Here is a 21,058-nt window from a genome sequence, read left to right as displayed (position 1 = left end):
CCAAACGACGATGAGTACTTACGACATGATAGTAAAAGAAGGGGAATCAAAAGCGCAGAAAGTTTTTGAAGAACTGCTGGCAAAAGAACGGCAACGGGCCGAAGAGGAAAGGATGCTGGCTGTAGAAGAACGGATGCGAGCAGTAGAAGAAGAACACCAACGCGCCGAAGAAGAACGCCTTCGATTAAACAATACCATCCTCAATCTGTACAGAATTGCCAAAATGCCTGTGCCGGAGATTGCGCTCATGGTTGGCATCGAATTCGAATACATCGAGGCTTTGATCGCGAAGTCAGAACAAGAGGAGAAAAAAGCGTAGAGATGTGAAGTATTGAATAATCATACCCCTGAAGCAGATCTAGCGGATGTTCACAGATCAAATCCGTGTAAATCCGCTAGATCAGCGTCATCAGCGTTCCCGTTGGTGTCGCTTTGGGTACCCGCTGGTACAAGTCCAGACTGGTACCATTATTCCCTCGACCCTACTTCCCCAATTTCCCCAACAACCAATTCGTCACAGCTTCATTTTCTTCGGGGAAAGTCCAGTGGCCCGTTTCCAGATAAAGTTTGAGTTCTTTTGGTGCGGCAATGGAATTGTACACCGCCCACATGGACGTCGGGGGGCAGGTCTCGTCATTGAAACCCATCGAGTAGAAGCAAGGTACTTTCAGTTGTTTGGCAAAATTCACCACATCGTAATAAGCGGAGGTTTTGATTTTGGCGGGAGTATTGTTTTGCGGATTGTTGGCATCAAAGATATGCGGCCAACCCCCAGCCCGGCCTTGCAGGTAACCCACCATGTCGGATAGCGCAGGATAAATGGGGGCTGCCCATTTCACTCGCGAATCGAGGGCCGCAGTGACAATGGAGAGTGCGCCGCCCTGACTGCCGCCTGTTACAGCCAGGTTGCTGCCGTCGTATTGGGGTAAGCTCACCAGAAAGTCGTTGGCGCGTACACAGCCCAGGTAAACCCGCTTGTAGTAGTAGCGGTCGCGGTCGTCGAGGTTGTTGGTCCAATAGCCGCTGAGGCTGCTGGCCATCATGTCGTTGTACACGCTGACATCCATGGTAACGGGGATGCCGTGGATGCCGATTTCTAGGGTGATGACCCCTTTCTCAGCCGTACGCACATCTCCAGCATAAGGACGGGCGCCTGCCCCCGGTACGCGCAAGATTGCAGGGTATTTCCCTTCCTTTTTGGGTATACAGAGGATGCCATAAATGCGACTGCCTTCCCGGAAATTCTGGATGTTGACGTGGTAAACGTTGACTTTTTCGGTGCAACGTTCGGGCAGCAAGGTCATCTTGGCATCGAGCGGAATTTTGGCAAGGTCAGTTTTGGCGGTTTCCCAGAAGCTCAGAAAATCGCTCGGGCTTTCAATGGCGGGCTGAATTTTATCGGGATCAATGCCCGCAGTAGCCAGGCCGCGGTATTCTTTGCCTTCCACCTCGGCAATCACGATGCAGCGCAAAAAGCCGGGCTTGCTCAGGCTGCCTCCGGCAAGGGTGGTATTGCCTGTTTTCAGGGTGATGCTCTCTTTTTTGGTAGCGGGCATTTTTTCGGGACCGATCTCGTATCGGACGCGCACGTCCTTGAGCAAATTGCCATTGCGGAACACCGAAACCGAAAAATTGACGTTTTCGCCGCTGCGGTAAGTCCAGTTGTCGTGGTCGGTTCCTACTATGACTTTGATCAATCGCTCAACGGGCTGTGCCTGAGTGGCGATGCTGAGCAGGATGGCTGCGCCAAACAATAGGGAGGATACAAGTTTTTGCATGATTGGTTGATGTTTTTGTTTGTTTGTACAAAAGAAAGGAATTAAAGTGGATTTTTCATCCCATTAAATTTATGTGCGTGGGCGGTTACAATCGCCAGGAAAATATTACTTTTGGAAAGAAAATACATACAGATGACCCTGAAGCAATGCATCAATAGTTTAATTTCCGACGGAAAAACTGGACAAGCAATTAAAGAATTTTTGGAAGCAACTGAAAAAAACGGACAGAGCGACCTCAATGGTTACCTCATCCTGCTGTCAGGACGTTTCAACCGCAATGAAACTCAAAATAGAAGCCTTACCATCGATCCTCGGGATTACAACCTGCAACTAAACCGCATCAGCAATGCCTTGCGGGATTACACCGACCAGTTTGAAGACGATGGTACCTTCGTATGCAAGGCTGCAAAAGCGGAAAAGCCAGCGCCTGCCCAGAAACCAGAGCCGGAAGTACCTGACCGCTTTGTGCCGCTGCCAAAACAAACCCATCCCAAACCCAAATACGACGAAATTGCTTTCGACGAAGTAGATGCCTACAGTGACAAAGGCTTGATTTTGCTGGTCACCGCTACCGAAACCGAAACCAGAGCTTTGCACCAAAAGATGGTTCCCCTTCCCGGGGAGATGGGTTTGTTAGAGGCTAAAAAAGACAATGCCACCTATTTTATCGGCAAATTTGGAAATTTTGTGGTAGCCAATGTAGAGTGTGGTACCATGGGTTCGGTTGCGTCGATGGGCGCTATTTTGACCGTTTCCAACGCCATTGTGGCCCTGAGGCCCCGGTTTGTGCTCATGGTTGGAATCGCTTTTGGTTTGGATGCCAACAAGCAAAACATCGGTGATGTATTGGTCTCCAACCACATCCTGCCTTATGAAATTCAAAAGGTTGGAGCCAACGGGATCATCTGGAGGGGCAGTAAACCCGAAGCGAGCAATTCCTTGCGCAATAGTTTCAAAAACCTTCGCGATTGGGAGTACCAATTGCCGAATGGCGAAGAGGCAAAAATGGAACTCTGCGACATCTTATCCGGTGAAAAACTGGTGGACAACCTGAATTTCCGGGAGGAATTGGAAGGGTTGTTTCCCACGGCCAAAGGTGGCGAAATGGAAGGGGCTGGTTTATACGCAGCCTGCCAGGACAAAAACACCAATTGGATTCTGGTCAAATCCATTTGTGATTTTGCCGACGGCAAAAAAGGCAATCAGAAAGAAGCAAAGCAGGCTTTAGCTATCGAAACTGCGCTTAATATCTGCCTGCACTTGTTCAATAAGAAATTAGTATTCGAGGGATTTGGAATGAAAGTCTACGAAGCCTAAAGCACCCCTTTCTCCGCCAAAAACTGCCGCAATTGTCCTGGTGATTCGAAATGCACTGCCGGAAGTCCCACGGCCCAGGATCCATGGATGTTCTTGAGGTTGTCGTCGATGAATAGGGCGGTACTGCGGTCGATGTTGTAGCGGCTCAGGATCAGTTCATAAATGGCCGGATCGGGTTTGATCAGCTTTTCATCGCCAGAAACCAGTACACCTTCAAACCAGCGCATAAACGGGAAATACTCCAGGGCATAGGGCCAAGTTTCGTTCGACCAGTTGGTGAGTGCGTATACGCGGTGGCGTCCGCTCTTGATGATTTCATCCAAAATGGCAACCGTATCTTCGATGGCACCCGCCAGCATTTCCGTCCAGCGGCCATAGTAGGCGCGGATTTCGGTTTCGAAATGAGGATGCTCTGCTACCAAGATTTCCGTTGCTTCTGCCAGGGTGCGGCCTGCGTCTTGCTGTTCATTCCAGTGGTTGGTGGTCACTTCTTGCAGGAAGCGCTCCATTTCGGCTTCGTCTGAAAATATTTGGCGGTATACGTAACGGGGGTTCCAGTCTACGAGTACACCGCCAAGGTCGAAGATGATGGTGTCGAATTGGGTTGGGTAATTCATATTTGGGTGTTTTTATGGGTGGTTGGTGCTGGTTTTTAATTGTTTAGAACGCTGATGATGGCGAAAATCAGACTCCAAAACGGGCGATTTTAAAACTTCTAAGCGCTACGGCAATCAAAATTGGAATTATCGCCGGATGCAACAATTGTGGTGAAAATGGAAAAAATGCCAGGGTGAATACACACAAGCCGCCAACGATCCAGAGCCACACTTTGCGCTTGCCTTTGAGTGATCCCAGGGCGAAGAAATAGAAGGGATTGGCCCAGAGTACGTTGAGGTTGTCTTTGGTAGCCAGGTGGTCGGTACCCAGCCAAAGAAAAAGCATTAAACAACCCGCAAAGCCAATCAGGGAAAAAAAGAACCTGTCCATTATCAGTATCAATTTCGCTTGTTTCAAAAAGCCCAGCGCTACCCATGCCAACATCACGATGCTCATGACCAGGAGCGGTTTGGGGCCTTTGAAAGGGGGTAGGGGAGTGGCCGCCAGGATTTCAACTTCCGGCCCGGTAATCGCTTGTCCGCGATAACGCGCATGGGGCAGGTTTTTGCCCAAATAATCAGGTAAAAACATCTCGTAGCGGAAAGTGCCAACCTGATCGGTGGGCAAGCCAAGAATCAGGTCGATGCCAAAATCCGACCAGGGCATATTGCTCAGGTACTCGTCCAACAAACGCCGCAGTGGTTTGATGGTGCGCGCCGTATCTACGTATTGAATGGGCAAGGCCCGCTCTACGACGTCCCTAATGCGGGTAGCGCAATTGTCAAAAAAGAAGTCGTACTTGTATTTTCGGTTTTCGGGCAGGTAATTGTCTTCGATGGTGACGAGTAATTTGCGCTTGGCCTCCAGCGGCAAGTGAATCGGCGTTTCGACCACCGCTCGCTGGATCATTTTGTACTCTTCCAGAAAGCTCGACCAGTTTTGTCCACCCATTTGGTACAGGAGTTTGCCCGTCATGAACTTCCAATAAAAATTGGGGGTGTTGAAATCAAAGATGCCCCAATTGAACACGGCGTCAATGCCGCTGAGGGGATCGTTGACCCGAACTGCACTGTGTCCAAAGGTGCTGTACAGCTCATCTCCAGGCGAGCAAGTGAGCAAACTGACCTTGGTGCTGTCGGAAAAATTGAAGCGACCTTGAGCAATGGAAGGCCTGGAGCCCAGCGCCAGCACGAGAAAAATCAACACAAGAAGACGAACATACATGACTACCTGGATTATGGTGGAGCGCCTTTGGGAACGCGTGGCTAAGGTAACAAGAAATTCAAATATTTAAGTTTGTCCCCCCTTTTTGGCAAGCTGAAGTCTAATCGACGAAAGTCTGTCCAAAAGAATTGCTGAATAATTGCAAGAATTAAGTTTAATCGTAAATTGCCCCCTGAGGTGCAGCTTTACTGCATCGTCGCTTTGGTTTATAATCTTCGTGAATATCCAATGAAAAGCCATGAAAATAGGCATTCTTTCTGTTTCTCAGGAAATATATTCCACTCAGACATTGCTGCAGTGTGGCCTTGCCAGAGGCCACCAAATGGAGGTCATCGACTACCGCAAATGCAGCATGGTCATTGAGCAAGGTCGAGCAGAGATGTATTACAAAGACTTTCCGCTCAGTCAGTTGGATGCGGTAATTCCTCGCATTACTTCTTCCTTTACTCAGATGGGGGCCATTGTATTGTCTCATCTAAAGCTGATGAAAGTTTTTAGCACCGTAAAGCCTGATGCCCTCCTGATGGCAAGGGATAAGTTGCGGTGCTTGCAACGCATGCAAGAGGTAGGAATTGACGTACCCCAAACGGCCTATGTAGGCAATGGCCAACCCATTGGGCCATTGATTTCGATGGTTGGCGGACTACCGGTGGTGATCAAACTGCTGGAAAGTGCCCAAGGTTTGGGGGTAATCTTGTCAGAATCTTACCGCAATGCAGAATCTACCATCGAGGCTTTTCAGCAAGTAAATGAACGGGTGATTTTGCAAGAATTTATCCGGGAAGCCCGAGGAGCCGATGTTCGTGCATTTGTGGTCAATGGCAAGGTCGTTGCCTCCATGAAACGGCAAGCGCGGGATGGAGAGTTTCGTTCAAATTTGCACCGGGGTGCAACTGCTCAATCTGAGCCCCTGAGTTTGCAGGAGGATTACGTAGCGCGTACAGCGGCAAAAGCCACTGGCTTGGACGTTGCCGGAGTCGATATTTTGCGTTCCGAAAGAGGACCCTTGATCATGGAGGTCAATGCTTCACCGGGTTTGGAGGGCATCGAAACGTTCACCCAGGTGGATGTTTCAGGCAAAATTTTCGATTTTATTGAAAAGAAAGTAAACGCGTTGAAAAACGGGAAAGTAAAAAGAAAAGTAACTATTTAAACATTTGTTTCGGATGAGGGATTTCAGATTTCATAAATACTTCAAGGTGCTGTTTATAGGTTATTTGACTTGCGTACTTTACTTTTGTTAAATTTCGCATTTCAGTTGAACCGAGAAATCACGATTTGAAGACAAATTGAAATCCGAAATCCCAAACCCGAAATGAATGAATACAGGTTATTCCCGAACTAAAGCCACCCAAAGCAAACCAATCAAGATCTACAATACGCTGATTGAGGCGGGGCAATATGTGGTCATCAAAATCCCGGTAGGTCGTATCCCCTCGGGCAACATCATCTCCATCAAAGCACATGTTTACCGTGGCCCAAGGATTGGGCCTTGTATGGTGGCGCTAGGAGGAGTGCATGGTGATGAGGTCAATGGGGTGGAAATTGTACGGCGATCGATTGAGCAAGGCGTATTCAATCATTTGTACGCGGGTACAGTTATCGCGATTCCCTTGTTGAACGTACATGGATTCATCAACTTTTCGAGGGATGTTCCGGATGGCAAAGATGTAAACCGCAGCTTTCCGGGCAATGCCAATGGCTCACTCGCTTCAAGGGTCGCTCGAATTTTTACCCGCGAAATCCTGCCCGTGATTGATTTTGGCATCGATTTTCACACGGGAGGCCGGGGACACTACAATTACCCCCAGGTGCGTTTTAATCCCGATCATGCCCCCAGCATGGATTTGGCACAAGCTTTTGGGGCACCATTTACCGTTGCGGGCAAACCCATTAAATCCTCTTTGCGGCGCACTGCCGTGGAAATCGACAAGCCCATCATTGTTTTTGAAGGAGGCGAAAACCTGCGCTTCGATGAGTTTTCCATCCAGCAGGGCATTCTGGGTATGAAGCGGGTGATGAAATTCAAAGGCATGCTCAGCGAAGCACCAGATGCCGAGGCAACCAAAAATTTCACTTATACCGCCTGGTTGCGCTCTCCGCGATCGGGTATGTTTCATTTGCTGAAGAGTTCAGGTGAACAAGTCAAAAAAGACGAACTACTGGCCTACATTACCGATCCATTTGGAGAAGAACGTACCTTGGTGGTTGCCAAACAAGGCGGGTACATCATTGGTCACAACAATACGCCCGTAATCAGCCAGGGGGATGCCTTGTTCCACATTGCGTCCAACCAAAAGCCAAAAATTTTGACTTTGAAACCCAAAACCAGGAATCCAAAACCCAAAAAATAGAAAATGCCTTTCATCTTACTCGCTTTTTCCAACAAGCAAGACAATTACCTGGAGTACCTAAAAAAGGAGACCTCAGAACTGCGCCGTATTTTATTGGGATTGCAAGACAGGCTTGAATTCCAAATCATCAGCAATGCCACTACCGAAGACCTCTTTGAGGCCATGGTGAGTTGCCATGATAAAGTTACCGTTTTTCATTACGGTGGGCATGCCGACAGCTTGTACCTCGAACTCGAAAATCGGGCACAGGGCATTGAGCAGTTTGTGCAATTGCTCAAAGGCATGGCCAATTTGCAGATTGTTTTTTTGAATGGTTGTTCTACCCAAGGCATGGTGAGTAAAATCCTGGAAGGCTTGGGCCGCGATGTAGCAGTAATTGCAACCGCCACAAAAATTGATGATCAGCGGGCTTTTCATTTTTCCAAAGCGTTTTATTCGGCATTTACGCAGGAAAATCAAACCCTGGAAGGGGCTTTCGAAATGGCCAAATCGGTTTTGGCTACAGCAGAGATAGACAATACGACCTTTCGGGAAAGTGTAGTGCGCAAAACCGGCGATACTCCCGCTTCGCCCATGCCCTGGGGCGTATACGGCAAAGTGGATTTCACCAAAAAACTGGACTTGTACAGCACTTTTACCCCAAAAGTTACTTTTGAAGATTTCAAAATATTGGTAAAGGAAAAAATTGCCGATGGCGATTTTGACGAGGCATTTGATTTGCTGAAAGGGAAATTTGGCCTCAACAACAATGATGTGGTCGGATTTTCAGGCCGCTGGAGCCGACACAAAAAGGACTTACAGAAGGTCAATATTCTTCCAGGGAGCGATACCGATCGCCTGGTGAAAGCTCAGTTGTCCAATCACATTACGGAGTGGATGGATGGACTGGATGAGGAATGATTTATACAAATGACGAATTTTTCGAATAAATATTGACGAATAACCGGCACTTCGACTACGCTCAGTGACCGGTTATTCGTCAATCGTCATTCGAAAAATTCATCAATTATTCAACGCTCCCTTGCGGATCCAATTGCGTACTTTAGCAATTTCACAAGCTGCCATTTTTCCGCCTTGCGGCATGGCAATGTAGCCTTTGGCATGCAGGATACTGCCTAGCAAAGAACCTGAATCTACGTATTTTTTGATTTCCGCATAAGTTGTCAAAGCAATCTTGCCGGAAGGGCTGGTTCCGCTGTGGCAACCTTTGCATTGCGCATCCAAGATGGGTTGAATGTTGGTTTTAAAGGCAATCTGAGTGGTGTCGCAAGCGGCATCACAAGTCAAATTTTTGGCACCTTGCTGGATCCATTTCAGGATCAGGGCTTTATCGGTATTGCTCAATGCACTATTTGGCGCAGGGGGCATTCGTTCTTCAGGGTCACTTTTGCTCAACACCGTATATATTTTACTGTTGGCTGGGGAATTTACCCTGATGTTTCCGGTTTTAAGAATATTGGCATAAGAATCCAGAATGACACCTTCCTTGCGGCTGGCGGCATCGTGACAGCCTGGGCTGGCACACTGAGAGCGCAGGAGAGGCAGCACACTCTGCTCAAAGTAAACAGAATCCGGAGAGCAAGGCTTGGTAATGACCGTGGTCCCCGTTCCTCCCGTTGTGGTTGTGGTATCCTTTGGGTTGTCTGGATTGAGCTTACCGGTGTACACGTATTCTTCTTTGCAGGCAATGAGTAAAAATACCACCAGCAAGAGGCTTGGGAAAATAATCAAAAAGTGGTTTTTCATAACAATTAATTTACAGCACATGTGCTATTTAAAACGAAAACAGTGCATGCTTATTATGACGCAAAAAATTACTTCTTCTGACAGAACACTTTTCCATCGGCAGTGAACATTACTCGAACATCAGAACCACCCCCACCACTGCTTTTGTGCAAGCGAACATAGTAGCGCTTGGTGCCTATTTCTGGCCGAGCAGTCTCCCGTCAAAAATATGGGCATTGAATTATGATTTGATGATTTTAAGGGTTTGTAGTTGCTCGCCTTTTTTCGAATATACAACTAAGAAATATGCTCCATTTTGCAGCCCAGAAAGGTTTAGTTTTTCAGGAAAAAAGAAAGTACGAACAGGTTGACCTAAAGTGTTTTTTAACACCGCGCTTTCCCAATCGATTCCCTCATTTTTTAGGGTAAAAAAATCGCTAACCGGATTAGGGAAAATACTGAATTGGGGGGCTACTGAATTTGCTTTAGTAACACTTGTTGAAACTCCACAATTGCCTCGACTACTCGAAAAAAAACTAAAATTATAAGGGGAGTCGGCCCAGATTTTGTCACTAGGGAGTGACTTGGCAATACCATTTTGGGTTTCCTCAACCGCAATACCATACCAACCATTGTTGACGTAGGTAGTCATGGTCAATCCAACAATACTCAAACAAGCATCCTGAATGGTAAAGGCAGTTTGGGTTTTGCCCGAGAAAGAAGATGCAGGATAAATTAGCCCTCCGAGGACTTCCGTGGCGCCTCCTGAGCTTGTACGAATAATGTTGGCACGACCTTCAGTTTTGAGCCCAAGAATCCAGTACTTTCCCCCAGGATTGTCAATATTGCGTTGGTCTTCAGGTTGAATTTCTGTATTAAAGTGGCGAGCCCACATTTGTACCGGAAACTTTGGTTCAAAGGGATTTACCCAATCTTCCAGGAATACTTTTCCATTGGTATTATTGATTGTATTGGTGTAGAGGCAGCTTTCAAGAAAGCGCATCACGAGGGTACGTTTGCTGTTGTTGTGCAACTGTATTCCCTTGGTGCGTTCTATGAATAGGGGTGAAGATCCAGTATTGTTGACAATGAATTTACTACCATTGAAAAAATTGAACTTCCCCAAATTGAATCCAGTAATGATCTCTACGCTGGGTGGAATTACGATATCCTTATAGATACAATAAGCGGTGTTGTTGTCTCCAATTTCTCCAAAGTAGATTGCTTTTTTACCTGAATTAAAAGCAGCTTGGATTTCATCGGTGGCGTCAAAGAAACCATATAGCGGGTTGGTGGGCTTTGCGCCAAAATCAGCCACATTGGCCCAATCTGCGGGGTTGTTGTTGATGTACTCCGGCGTTTCTTCGATGGGTAGTCCCAGGCTTTTTCCAGGGTTGCTGAACAGAGAATAGTCTGGTTGGTTGTGATACTCACTCACTTTGGCGCCCTGAATGGTTTTGTCCTCCACGCTTAGTGCGCCTTTATACCCGGTTGAACAGATGTTGCGCGCAAAAATTAAACTCTTGCCGCTGACAACTATTCCGTGATTGTTGTTATTGCCCTCATTAAGTTTGCTGTCCAAAATAACCAAACGGGCATTGGTATTGACTACAGCAGGGACTTTATTGCTGCTATTTAGGTTGCGAATAGCGATGGTATTGCAACTGTTAACTATACCTGCTTCACTTTGGTTTTTAAGGGTAATGTTTTCAAAGGTCATGGAATATTCGCAAGTACCCAAACGAATGCCATACTTGAATCCATTTATGCTGATGTTTTTGAGCAAGCCAGGGCCTGGCCACTGGCGTTCCATCAGTATTCCACAGTAAGCACTTCCGTCAGGAGAGGTAATGTTTACATTGCGCATCGCACCATAATTGCTGGTAATGTAATCAATACCTACCGCCCCTGCATTGCCAATTCCTGTATTGATGCTAAGGTTGAAAACGTAATTGCCAAAGGCTTGATTGCCAGCGCGAGTTTGGAAAATAGGCCTCGGATTATTGGGGTCTTGAAAGCCAGGGGCTTTGTCTTTGAGTTTGATGATGGTCTTGACAGGATCTTGACCTTGTAGGATCAAACAACAATCGTAGTAACCCATCAATGCACGAATGCTATCACTGACCAAATAAGTTCCGTTGGGTATATAGATGGCCACTACGCTGTTGTAGGGGTTAAGCTGGGTTTTAAGCGCCTTTTGAAAAGCTTTGGTATCATCAGAAATACCGTCTCCAACTGCACCGTATTCCGTCTTGATGTTTTTCCAGGCTACATTGGCACTTGGGAAATAAGTTTGTACGGATTGGGCCTGGGTAAGGCAAACAGCGCACAATAAGAAGTGGAAAATGATTATTTTGAAGATTTGCATAGCATTTTAAATAAGTGGTTAGGAGAGCGTACGATTGCAATTTTTTCAATTGATCGTACGCTCTAAATTTTAATTACTTCTTGCAAATTTCTTTTCCATCGCTTGCATACATCACCTTTAGGTTTGAACCATCCCCGCCCGCACTTTTGTGCAGGTGCAAGAAATAGCGTTTGCTTCCATTGGGTAAGCGGAGTTCTTGAATGGATTCGTTATCTTTAAAACCATAAAGTGGATAGTCTTTTTTCAAGGCATTATTGATCACCATTGGTAAATCAGATTTGGCTATACGCCGTATTTCAAAAAGAAACTTCCAGTTCAAGTCGAAGGCAAGGTGGAATTCCAACCCGACATTGCTTCTTAATCCCAATTTATATACTTTTTTGTTATCACAATACGATTCGTCTTCCAGCTCGTAAATGGTATAGCCTGGGTATTTAATGGCGATATTTTTTTTGATGGAATCGCTTAGACTTTCAAGAGAAAAATTTGAATCATCATTGTCATCATCATCGTCGTCATCATCATCGTCGTCATCGTCGTCATCATCATCATCATCGTCGCAATCTCCGTCATCATCTTCGTCGTCGTCATTTTTCTGTTGACAAAGCAGAGCACCATTTTCCGAAAATAAAAGACGTAGGTCATTGTCCAACTCAACTTGATAGGCGCTCTTGCCGTAACCATAAATTCGTTTTGCTTCCAGGATTTTTTCCTTAGTAAAGTTCTTAGCGATATAGGCCTTAATCGAATCCGGGAGTTTTTCTATCTGGAAATCATCGTCATCGTCTTTGAAATCGCTTAAACTAAGGAGTGTGCCGTCGGCTGAAAACAAAGCCTGTTTGCCTTTCCCAGATTGAATTAAGTCCAAGCCGTAAAACTGTTCATCCTCGTCAAAAAACGTATAAATATCATCCAGCTCGTAATCTTTCAAATTATTGTTCAAGAACCTTGTAATAGATTCCGGTAAGTCGTCTTCGGCAATGGGTTCTTTCTCTGCGCAAAAAACATTAATATTTGCCTTAAGCTGAAAAAATTGTTCTGAACCCAACATCAATGATTCTTCGGTACATGAAAACATGCCAATGGCAAGCGAAGCTATGAGCCACGCGAAAAAATTACGCTTCATACGATTGATTTTTAATGAATTATGGTTGCAATAGAATTATTTTCTTTAAGCAAAAACTGGTTCGAGTTTTCCCCTTCAAAAAGTAGATACCCGCTGGGTGTCTCCCTGAGTCTATTTGCCAACTGTTTTGTTGGTTTTTTTGAACATTGATTGGAAGTTTTCGTCCAAGAAGATCCATCATTTCCCATTGTTCAATTGGAACAAATGTTTGTACTCCAAAACTGCCTTTATTTGGATTGGGCATTACCTTAACCAACTCCGGATCAATTTGTATTTGGGCATCAGAAGTGACCAAGAGTGGATTATTGGTAACAAAAACCTCAAGAGTATCTTTCACTACTGGATAGGGTTTCATGTTCTCATCCATCAAAAGGACACTATCAATGGTAAAGCGTAGCGTATCAATTGGGCGGCCTACGATAATGTCTTCTATAACAAGCTTAACTCGGGCAATGCGCCCAAAGCCCTGGATGGTTTCTTGATTGGTAAGGGTAAATGCGGCTTCTATTTGACCACCAGTGGGAGCCACATAAATGAAGTGTTGTGAGTTTTCCCTTTTTTCATCAAACCAGGGATTGGCCTCATCTTCAACATCCAGATCTCGTACTAAATCGCGATTGTAACTCAAGTGGAAGGCAATTCCGTAAAATTTTTCCAAAGGGAAATCTTCATCACCCAAATTGAGATCAATCTCGAGTTCTTCACCAGGTTCAATAACCGCATTTGCAGTCGTAAAAAATAGCCTTGGTGCTTTACCTGGTTGCCCACTGAGGAAGGCATCGGGTTGAGGAATGCCATGAGTAAGCCCAAAGTTAGGTTCAATGGCATCTTGAATATCTTGCTTATTAATTTCTCCATCTCCATTCCCATCCGCGTAAGCGTAATTGAGTCCGTTTGGAAAAGAAGACGCCCAGGGAGATAAGGGTTGTGCCTCCCATTTGGTGCTGGCATTTGTGCGTTTTGGTCCTTTGGCATTGTAGCCCAGACCTACAAAAAGCACATCGACAGCATTCACTTTGCCATTGTTATTGGCGTCACCTGGCCAGATCAATTGTGCCTGGGCTTCCCACCCAAGTAGAAGGCAAAAGAAAAAGCTAAAGATGTACTTCATACGGTATTTTTTTCGTCTCATTCAGTTCATAGCGTAAAGGTAGAGGCAAAAATTATACAGTGCTATGATTATCCAGATTACATTTTAACTGGTTTGTCAAAATTCAACCATACATTTTTATTGCTAGCTGTAGTTTTTTTCTTTTAAAATTGGTAGTTTTGACGCATTAAATTAAATTTTTAATTTATTTGAATTTGAAATTTGTCGAAATTTGGAAAAGAAAAAACTATACACAACCCTCCGTGAACTCAAATTTGAGGAGTTAAATACCTTGCAACGCTTTGCTGAAGCGGGGTATTTTCGGCACAGAGCAGAGTGTCAGGTGTTTTTGAAGTACTTACTACAATTTTGGCCAAAATTCGATGATTCCTTTTTAGAAAAAACAAATACCTGGTCAAAACTCTTCCCAGATCAGCCTTTTGAAGACAAGCAATGGCGCTACTTGTGCAGTGATACGGTGAAATTGGTGCAATCGTTTTGGACAATAGAAAAACTGTACCAATCCGGCAACCTGTCAGATTTGTTGTTGCACGAAAGCTTGTCTGAACGCAATTTGGACAAAAATTTTCAGGAGATTAACCGACAGTTGGAAGCGCATTTTACCAAAACCACTGCCCACGACACCCAATATTTGAAAGAGCGCCTGCATTGGCTGCATGCCAATGAACTTCACTTTGAACGCAGTGGGCAACGCCGGTTTGATCCGACCCTTCAATTGGCTTCGGATGGATTGGATGCATATTATTTTTTGCAAAAGTTGCAATACGCCTGCGCCATGCTGGATCGCCAGGCCATTTTACAGGGCAGTTACGATATCGGGATTTCTGCGGAGTGGTTGAAACACTTAAGTGACCGAAACTTTTTTGGGGAACCTCTGATTCAGCTTTATTATGTCATTTTGAAAGCCTTACAGGAAGAAGAACAGGAGGAACAACATTTTTATACCCTACGGAAAGCCATCGATGAAGACCACAATCTGGGGCGATCGCTTCGGGATGTTTATTTGTTGGCGATCAACTATTGCGCACGAAAAATCCGTCAGGGAAAAAGCGCTTATGTACAAGATGCATTGAACTTGTACCTCGGCGGGCTGGAAAAAGGGTTACTCCTGAATGGAAAAGAAATTTCGCCGTGGACGTTTACGAATGTGGTGAAACTCTCACTTCGCTTGCAACAGTTTGATGAAATTGAGCGGTTTATTGAGCGGTATGCCGATCGCTTGCCAGGCAATTTGCGTGATGATGCCTTGGCGTTTAACCAGGCTGAATTGTACTATTACACCGGTCGGATAGAAGAAGCACAAATCTTACTCAATCAGGTCAGTTATTCCGATTTGAACTATTACCTGGGTGCCCGGGTGTTGTTGGCCAAGATGTACTACGAAGCGGAGGCCACAAAATCATTGTTGTCTTTACTGGCGGCGTTTACTATTTTCCTCAAACGCAATCGGCAAATTTCTGGAGCCTTGAAACAGACTTACCTCAATTTTTGTGATTTACTTTTTCAATTGCTGCGCAAAAAGCCTGAGCAAATGGCAGCCCTGCGAGAGAAGGTGCAAGAAGTACAACTGTTGACCGACCGAGGCTGGCTGCTGGAGGTTTTGGAGAAAAAAGAAAAGGCATAAAAAAGAAGGGTTCCCTGATAAAATCCGGAAACCCCCAATTCTTATTTACCAAACTTAAACAATTAATTCTTTTTCAACGTATAGCTGTAATTCCCACCAATGCCCAGATTGAGGGTAATGGTATAGTTTCCAGCTACGGATACTTTGATGTTGTCTCCACCGTACTCCAACAGTCCATCCGCCTTGGTATCACCAAAGTTGATGGCCCAATCGTCGTTGGCGCGGAACTTGATCTCATCGGCAGTCAAATTGAGCGTGACAGACCAGGTACCTGTAGTTGCATTGTAGATCATGTCGGTATCTGATCCCCATCCTGTAGGTGTACCAGAGCCAATCAAGCCCCAGTTGGTTTTGACAGCATCCCAACTTTTGTCATTTAAGTCAGCCTTAAGTAGGTAATACCCCCCGCTGCTCACTTTGAAGTTGTTGCCGGGAGCAGCAATTTTCTTGGTAGTACCATCGCCCGAATCCCCGAAAATACCATTGTTCCAGTTGGGTGCATCGGTGAATTTAAACTCAGAAGCATCGCCAAAATTGACATAACCTTCATAGACCTTGTTGTCCTTTACGGAAGCCAGTTTGGCCGCTTTGTCTGGTGCCCAACCTTGATAACCACCTGGTACATACAAAGAAGGATACTGAATGATCACGAGGTAAGGCGTAGCAGTAATCGAGGTATTGGCAGACACCAAAGTTGCCACATTGGCACTTACCGATGCTTTTACCCGTACATCCAATTGACCAGTACTGTTGGCGGAAATACCCAGGCGCAAAAGTGCTGTATTCAAATCTGCAACGGTGTACGCTTTACTTAGGGCAGGGCCTGCATTGAATTCAATCGGCGTTTTGAAGTCGTTTCCTTTTTTGTCCAGTTGGAGGGTATACGTAACCCCTGCTGGATAATTGAAATCGGCAGCAGACCAAGAGAATTTAACGGCTTCTTTGGTTGCATCTTCTATTTTCAGCGCTGGCGTAGCCGTTGAGGCCGTCAGTGCAGGTGCGGTGGTGGCTTTAACTACCAAGCGCTCTTCGTCCTTTTCGCAAGCAACAATGGCAATGGCAAGGACAATGGGCATTATTTTGAAAAACCAATTTTTCATGGGTGCATCTGTTTTTTGTTAATGATTAATAACCAGCATTCTGGGCCAAATTTGGATTGGCTACCAAATCTGAAGCAGGGATTGGGAACAATACCAGGTGGTCAGCTACTGCCCGACCATCTTTGGTGCCGCCTTTCCAAGGCCAAACGTAACTGCTGCCTGTGAATTTTTTAAAGCGGATCAGGTCGGTACGACGGTGGCCTTCCCAGTACAATTCGCGGGCACGCTCATCCAGGATGAAATCCAGATTGATGGAAGTCACATCACCAGTACCGCCTTTGTAAGCACGTTGGCGGAGCGCATTGACGTATTGCAGTGCCGTGGTTTGGCTGCCACCTTGGCCGCCACGAAGGGTGGCTTCGGCATAAGTAAGGTACACATCGGCCAAACGGAACATCGGGAAGTCGGTATCAGGGAAGTTGCCTTCGGTATCGGTGCCTTTTACGCCAGTAGAACTTACGTTGCGGTATTTGGTAATGGCGTATCCATCGTTAAAGGTGAAGATGTCGCTGATGTCCAATTTTTGACCGTCGGTGTAAAACATGGCTCTACGGTCGGTAGTGCCCGTGATGTCCGTGAATTTTTGAACTAAAGCCTTGGTAGTGCGCAAACCGCCCCAGCCGCCGTTGATGCCAAAAATTGCAGGATTCATACTGCCCCCTACTGGTGCGTGAACCAAAAAGGTCATCCCACCCCAGGTTTTGGTGCGGGTACCATCAAAGGTAATCGGGAAAATCATTTCCGCCGACTTGTTGTTGTCGGTCAAAAACAACTTGTTGTAGTCGCCTTCAAGCGCATAACCTGCACCCGTGATTTTGTTGCAATAGGTAAGGCACTCGGTGTATTTTGGAGCTCCGATGTACACTTCAGCGTTCAAATACAGTTTGGCCAACAGGGTCCATGCTGCGCCTTTATCGGCACGGCCGTATTCATTTTTGCGGGCATCCAGCAAGTCCGCTTCAATGGCTTTCAATTCTGATTCCACATAGCTGAACAACTCGGTACGACTGGCTTGCCGAGGCAAGAAAGATCCTACCGCGTCTGCTTCGGTTACAAAAGGCACGCTGCCAAACATGTCCAGGGCATGATAGTAACTTAGGGCGCGCAAGAACCGCGCTTCGGCACGGAATACCTTGGCCGTAGTGAGGTTTTCACCAGTAATGCCCCGGTCGCTGAGTTTGCCGTCGGTGGTTTCGCGGATGAACTCGTTGCACAGGGTGATTTGGTAGAAAATCCGGTTGTACATGGCGGTGATGAACTCGTTGCTGGAAGTCCAGTCCATGTCATGGTAATCGGGCAAACTGCCGTCGTTCCAGCCAATTACGGCTTCATCGGTAGGCAATTGCTGCGCTTTCCAATACTGGCGCAAGTAGGTACTGAAACCTTCATCGATGCCACTGATGTCGGGACGGCCTGTAGGGCCTTGTTGGCCACTTACGGCCAAGCCAGCGTACACTTTGGCTAAGATTTCCTTGTAGTTGTTGAAATCTTTGTAGACCGTGGCGGAAGTTACCTCCACAAAGGGAGTTCGATCCAGGTCTTTGGTACAAGAGCTGATCAACACCATGATGGTCAGCATGCCCAATTTTATAGAAGAATTGAAAAATTGCTTTTTCATTGTTTCATTTTTAGTTTTGGCCGATGGCCATTTTTACAAATTCATCTAAACAAATGCTACCCTAGAAACCCACGTTTACGCCCAAGGACAGAATCCGTGGCCGAGGATAAATGTTGTTGTCGATTCCACCCGCTACCTCAGGATCGAGTCCTTGGTATTTGGTAATGGTGAACAGGTTTTGACCAATCAGCGAAATACGGGTATTGGATGCACCACCCAATACGCCTTTGAGGTTGTAGCCCAGGGTCAAGTTGTCCAGGCGCAGGAATGAACCATTGTCTACGTAGTAATCACTGAAGTATTGGTTGTTGCTGAAATTGGTTACCAATACGTTGGGAGATACGTTAGACAAGAAGTTGGCTGCACCCGTGAAAGCACGGTAAACACCATTGTTGGAAATGACGTTGTTGTATACGTAGTTGTCGAAGTTGCCCCGAAGTACAAAGCTCAAGCTGAAGTCTTTGACCACCAATTGGGAAGTAATCCCCAGGAATCTACGTGGGTCGGCTTGCTTGTAACGGTAACGGTCATCGGGTGTTACGCGACCGTCGCCATTGAGATCGGCGTAAAGTCCTTCAACCGGTTTGCCATTTTCATCATACACTTGCTTGTATACAAAGTAGGAATAGGTTGGATAGCCAACCGTGTGGATTTGCACGGTGTTGCCCACGCCACCCGAAATTCCACCAGCAGCTACACCCTGGTAATTGGGGTTGGGTACTTTGGTCAGGTTGGTTACTTCGTTGCGGTTGAAAGTGATGTTGAAACCCAAATCCCAGCTCAGGTTTTCTTTCTCGATCAAGCGGGCATTGAAGGTAAATTCAACCCCGGAGTTTTCGATATTGCCTACGTTGGTCAGGATCTGGTTGGTCAGGTTGGAGCCAGCAGGTACTGGAATCACACTCAACAAGTCTTTAGTTTTACGCTTGTACAAATCGATTGCTCCAGAAAATCTGCCATCGCGGCTGGCCCAATCGATCCCTGCATTGTAGGTTTCGGTTTGTTCCCATTTGATTTTGGCATCATAACCTTCTGGGCGCAAAGTAGGATAGAAAGCACTGCCAAACTGATATTGCGCGGTAGGTTCACTAGGCGTATACCGAGAGAGGTAAGGGTAATCGCTACCTACGTCCTGTTGTCCAGTTACCCCGTAACCCAAACGGAGTTTCAGGTTGGAAAACAGGTTGCTGCCTTTCATAAATCCTTCTTCGTTGATTTTCCAGGCAAATGCTGCCGATGGGAAAGTACCCCAGCGGGTTTCAGGACTGAAGCGGCTGGAACCATCGCGGCGCAAAGTGACGGTCAACAAATAACGTTCCTTCAACGTGTAATTCAAACGGGTATAGAAAGACACCAGGGTATTTTGGGTCTTGAAAAATACATCGTTGAATACCTCGCCTTTTACGTTTTTGTCTACGTAATTGTTTTCACGGATAAAATCCTGGTAGGAATAACCGCCCAGGATATCAATGCGGCTCGCACCAAACTCTTTTACGTAGTTCAGGTAAAATTCCAGGGTTTTGTTGTTTTTCTTCTGATCGTAAGCAGCATCCTGACCGCCTCGGTCGTAAAGCAATCCAACACCTTCTGGAATTTTCGTGGTGCCGTCACTGTTTGATCTGTCCAGACCTACGTTGAGGTTGGCGCGCAATTCAGGCAGAAAGTGGAATTTGTAATCCAATACGACGTTTCCAATCAAACGACCAACGGTACTTTGGTCGTCACGGCTGTTCAACAGGCCCAGTGGGTTGCGGGTTGCCAGGGTTTGAGGCTTTTTGGTGGCAGGATCAATCCACTCAAAATACCCTCCCAGGGTTTCATTGCCACTATTAACGGGTTGGGTTGGATCAAAGGAAACCGCAGAACCGATGGCGCCTTCGTTGGCAAACGTGTTGTTGATAGAAGTTCCTTTCAGATTGACATCCACCTTTAAATGCTTGTCAAAAAACGAAGGATTGATGCCGATGGAACCCGACAAGCGATTCATATTGCTGGTCTTGAGGATGCCATTTTGATTCATAAACCCGATTGAGGCGCGGTAAGGCAGGTTTTTGGCTGCACCAGTGATGCTCAGGTTGTTGTCGTGGCTGAATGCCGGGCGGTAAATTTCTTCCTGCCAGTTGGTGTTGGCCGAGCCGAGTAATGCTTTTTGCGCAGCATTGCCTCTCTCGTTCACCACGGTGCGGAATTGGTCTGAGCTCAGCACGTCTACTATTTTCGTTTTTTGAGAAGAAGACAAAACGGAGCTGAAATTGATCCGCATTTTGTCTCCTGCTTTTCCTTTTTTGGTTGTGATCAGGATCACTCCGTTGGATGCACGCGATCCATAAATGGCCGCAGCGGATGCATCTTTCAGTACAGTGAAGTTCTCGATGTCATTTGGGTTGATGAAGCTCAAGGGGTTGGCAGCACCAGAAATTCCAGTGTTGTCCAATGGTACGCCGTCGATTACGATCAGCGGATCATTGTTGGCATTCAAGGAAGAACCACCCCGAATTCTGATTCGGCTACCTGCGCCAGGTGCGCCACCATTGGATGTAATTTGTACTCCGGCAATTTTACCGTTAACCAGTTGTTCTGGGGTAGCGATGTTTCCTCTAATGAAGTCTTTGTCCGAAACACTGGTGATTGATCCCGTCAGGTCGCGTTTTTTTTGCGAACCATAACCTACCACAATCAATTCATTGAGGCGTTGCACATCGACTTTCAGTTCAATATCGATGGTGGTTTGAGTACCTACGGTAATCTGTTGTTCGGCAAATCCGGTGTAGCTGACCATGAGGACAGCATTTTGGTCAGGTACTTGCAAGGAATACTTCCCATCAAGGTCAGTAACCATCCCTGTTCCAGTTCCTTTGACAACAATTGTAGCCCCAATTAGTGGCTGTTTGTCTTCGGAGGTAATGATTCCGCTCACGGTGATTTGTGCAAAAGCTGATGTCAGCGAGAGTACAAATGCAACCACAAGCAGCATTGGCCTGAGAACGAAAAATAATCGTTCTTTTGTTGCGGCCTTACGTGCGATGTGAGTGTCTAAGTTGGTCATAAGACGAAAGGTTTATCAAAAATATGAACGGTCTGAAAAACTTTAGTAAACTTGGTTGTGAAAGTACCAA

16 protein-coding genes are annotated in these 21,058 nt (G+C 46.1%); 6 read left to right on the top strand and 10 right to left on the bottom strand.

The features are described from left to right. Positions 1 to 10 precede the first annotated feature (10 nt). The gene (locus tag ABW391_RS14395) at positions 11 to 319 is read left to right on the top strand and encodes a hypothetical protein (RefSeq protein ID WP_353482583.1); all 309 of its coding nucleotides are present in this window, start codon (positions 11 to 13) and stop codon (positions 317 to 319) included. Between the two features lie 163 nt (positions 320 to 482). Here ABW391_RS14395 and ABW391_RS14390 read toward each other — a convergent pair whose 3' ends face one another. Then, entirely contained in the window at positions 483 to 1,778 is a 1,296-nt protein-coding gene (locus ABW391_RS14390) for an acetylxylan esterase (RefSeq protein WP_353482582.1), read from the bottom strand. A 132-nt stretch (positions 1,779 to 1,910) separates the two neighbouring features. On the opposite strand from ABW391_RS14390, the gene ABW391_RS14385 reads away from it, so the two are divergent. After that, entirely contained in the window at positions 1,911 to 3,095 is a 1,185-nt protein-coding gene (locus ABW391_RS14385; RefSeq protein WP_353482581.1) for a phosphorylase family protein, read from the top strand. Here ABW391_RS14385 and ABW391_RS14380 read toward each other — a convergent pair. Together ABW391_RS14380 and ABW391_RS14375 are read right to left on the bottom strand one after the other, a co-directional pair. Next, a complete protein-coding gene (locus tag ABW391_RS14380; protein WP_353482580.1) occupies positions 3,092 to 3,712 on the bottom strand; it encodes an HAD family hydrolase in 621 nt (206 codons plus the stop codon). The two genes, ABW391_RS14385 and ABW391_RS14380, sit on opposite strands and share 4 nt — an antisense overlap. A gap of 67 nt (positions 3,713 to 3,779) precedes the next feature. Continuing rightward, positions 3,780 to 4,916: an Lnb N-terminal periplasmic domain-containing protein gene (locus tag ABW391_RS14375; protein WP_353482579.1), complete on the bottom strand. Its 1,137-nt coding sequence runs from the start codon at positions 4,914 to 4,916 to the stop codon at positions 3,780 to 3,782. 238 nt (positions 4,917 to 5,154) lie between these two features. Here ABW391_RS14375 and ABW391_RS14370 point away from each other — a divergent pair, with 238 nt between their 5' ends. The 3 genes from ABW391_RS14370 (at position 5,155) to ABW391_RS14360 (ending at position 8,170) form a co-directional block, all read left to right on the top strand. After that, positions 5,155 to 6,069: a RimK family alpha-L-glutamate ligase gene (locus tag ABW391_RS14370; RefSeq protein WP_353482578.1), complete on the top strand. Its 915-nt coding sequence runs from the start codon at positions 5,155 to 5,157 to the stop codon at positions 6,067 to 6,069. A 166-nt stretch (positions 6,070 to 6,235) separates the two neighbouring features. Then, a complete protein-coding gene (locus ABW391_RS14365; protein WP_353482577.1) occupies positions 6,236 to 7,270 on the top strand; it encodes a succinylglutamate desuccinylase/aspartoacylase family protein in 1,035 nt (344 codons plus the stop codon). A gap of 3 nt (positions 7,271 to 7,273) precedes the next feature. Beyond that, positions 7,274 to 8,170: a CHAT domain-containing protein gene (locus ABW391_RS14360; RefSeq protein WP_353482576.1), complete on the top strand. Its 897-nt coding sequence runs from the start codon at positions 7,274 to 7,276 to the stop codon at positions 8,168 to 8,170. Positions 8,171 to 8,272: 102 nt separating this feature from the next. Here the strand turns inward: ABW391_RS14360 and ABW391_RS14355 are convergent, their stop codons facing one another. The 4 genes from ABW391_RS14355 to ABW391_RS14340 form a co-directional block, all read right to left on the bottom strand. Next, a complete protein-coding gene (locus ABW391_RS14355) occupies positions 8,273 to 9,016 on the bottom strand; it encodes a c-type cytochrome domain-containing protein (protein ID WP_353482575.1) in 744 nt (247 codons plus the stop codon). Between the two features lie 220 nt (positions 9,017 to 9,236). Next, positions 9,237 to 11,363, bottom strand: coding sequence for a glycosyl hydrolase family 28-related protein (locus tag ABW391_RS14350; RefSeq protein WP_353482574.1), 2,127 nt, complete (start codon positions 11,361 to 11,363; stop codon positions 9,237 to 9,239). Between the two features lie 73 nt (positions 11,364 to 11,436). Next, the gene (locus ABW391_RS14345; RefSeq protein ID WP_353482573.1) at positions 11,437 to 12,489 is read right to left on the bottom strand and encodes a PepSY-like domain-containing protein; all 1,053 of its coding nucleotides are present in this window, start codon (positions 12,487 to 12,489) and stop codon (positions 11,437 to 11,439) included. A 19-nt stretch (positions 12,490 to 12,508) separates the two neighbouring features. Further along, a complete protein-coding gene (locus tag ABW391_RS14340; RefSeq protein ID WP_353482572.1) occupies positions 12,509 to 13,600 on the bottom strand; it encodes a T9SS type A sorting domain-containing protein in 1,092 nt (363 codons plus the stop codon). Positions 13,601 to 13,811: 211 nt separating this feature from the next. On the opposite strand from ABW391_RS14340, the gene ABW391_RS14335 reads away from it, so the two are divergent. Further along, positions 13,812 to 15,224, top strand: a complete 1,413-nt coding sequence (locus ABW391_RS14335) for a hypothetical protein (protein WP_353482571.1) — start codon at positions 13,812 to 13,814, stop codon at positions 15,222 to 15,224. A gap of 62 nt (positions 15,225 to 15,286) precedes the next feature. Here the strand turns inward: ABW391_RS14335 and ABW391_RS14330 are convergent, their stop codons facing one another. The 3 genes from ABW391_RS14330 to ABW391_RS14320 form a co-directional block, all read right to left on the bottom strand. Further along, entirely contained in the window at positions 15,287 to 16,324 is a 1,038-nt protein-coding gene (locus ABW391_RS14330; protein ID WP_353482570.1) for a SusE domain-containing protein, read from the bottom strand. Positions 16,325 to 16,349: 25 nt separating this feature from the next. Next, positions 16,350 to 17,942, bottom strand: a complete 1,593-nt coding sequence (locus ABW391_RS14325; protein WP_353482569.1) for a RagB/SusD family nutrient uptake outer membrane protein — start codon at positions 17,940 to 17,942, stop codon at positions 16,350 to 16,352. Between the two features lie 61 nt (positions 17,943 to 18,003). Continuing rightward, complete coding sequence (locus tag ABW391_RS14320) at positions 18,004 to 20,988, bottom strand: SusC/RagA family TonB-linked outer membrane protein (RefSeq protein ID WP_353482568.1); 2,985 nt, start codon at positions 20,986 to 20,988, stop codon at positions 18,004 to 18,006. Positions 20,989 to 21,058 lie beyond the last annotated feature (70 nt).

Origin of the sequence: Haliscomenobacter sp. (assembly GCF_040403615.1) — a bacterium.
Lineage (GTDB): Bacteria > Bacteroidota > Bacteroidia > Chitinophagales > Saprospiraceae > Haliscomenobacter.
This window is presented reverse-complemented; position numbering and strand designations above follow the sequence as displayed.